Source organism: Synechococcus sp. H55.2 (assembly GCF_047462495.1).
Classification (GTDB): Bacteria; Cyanobacteriota; Cyanobacteriia; order Thermostichales; family Thermostichaceae; genus Thermostichus.
In genome coordinates this window covers 1-1,003 of the sequence record NZ_JANSJH010000202.1, presented here as the reverse complement: position 1 = coordinate 1,003, position 1,003 = coordinate 1, and the positions used below count along the sequence as shown (strand labels likewise).

The following is a 1,003-nucleotide window of genomic DNA, read 5'->3' as shown; positions in this document are numbered from 1 at the left end:
CTGAGCAGCCCAGGCAGAGTCAAGCGACCTCCCTAGCGGGCGGTGTCGCCCAACACTTGAGTTTCCGAACGCAGCTCGGGATATTCTGGCGGGGTGAAAACGTGTAGGCGATTCGGGGGCCAAAAGCGAAAAATGGTGTTGCCGATGATGTTTTCTTCCGGCAAAAAACCCCACACATGGGAGTCCTGGCTGTCATTGCGATTGTCCCCCATCACAAAATAGGAGTGAGGAGGAACTACAAATTCGGATCCCTGGTTGGGAACTCCAGGGCAGCGCTCTCCAGGACAAGAATAGTTGGGAGGAGCATAAATATAGTCCTCCTGCAGTGGGATCCCGTTGATGATGACCTCACCATCGGCGATACGAATGCGATCCCCAGGTAGGCCGATCACCCGCTTGATGTAGGCGCCGTTGAAGTTCAGCTTGGCAGGCGGGTAGAAAACAATGATGTCGCCGCGTCTGGGCGGGCCAAAGCGGTAGCTGACCTTTTCCACCACCAGCCGATCCCCTTCTTCCAGGGTGGGCAGCATGGAATCGGAGGGGATCCAACGCGCCTCCGCCACAAAGGTGCGAATGCCGAAAGCCAACAGCAGCGCCAGCACAACCGTCAGCAGGTTTTCCCGCTGCGCCTGCCACCAGGTGCGGGATCCCGAGCTGGCAGGTGCCGACTGGGGCTTGGGCAGAGACGTTGGATCTTTGGACGGCATGGGAGCTAACGGACAAGACTGCACGATCTCAAGATTATCGCACCCAGCAGGAGCCAGCATCGAAAAGACGAATGGCCGCCAGTAGCTTACGATCGAGAGACACGTAGCCTGTAACTTGCAAACCCCATGACGATTTCAACAGAAGAACGCCTAGATCGGCTTGAGCGCTTGGTCGAGACCAACAGCCAAGCAATAGCCCACCTCAGCCAACAACAAGGGGAAATTTTGCAGCGGATCGATCGGCTCGCAGGAGATACTGGAAAGCTCTCAGAGCGTGTCGAGAAACTATCGGGCGA

Annotated in this window: 1 protein-coding gene; it reads right to left on the bottom strand. The window is 56.8% G+C overall.

Annotated features, from left to right (window positions below; genetic code table 11):
* Positions 1–32: 32 nt before the first annotated feature.
* Positions 33–707, bottom strand: a complete 675-nt coding sequence (gene lepB / locus NW844_RS12915; protein WP_414336229.1) for a signal peptidase I — start codon at positions 705–707, stop codon at positions 33–35.
* Positions 708–1,003: the final 296 nt, after the last annotated feature.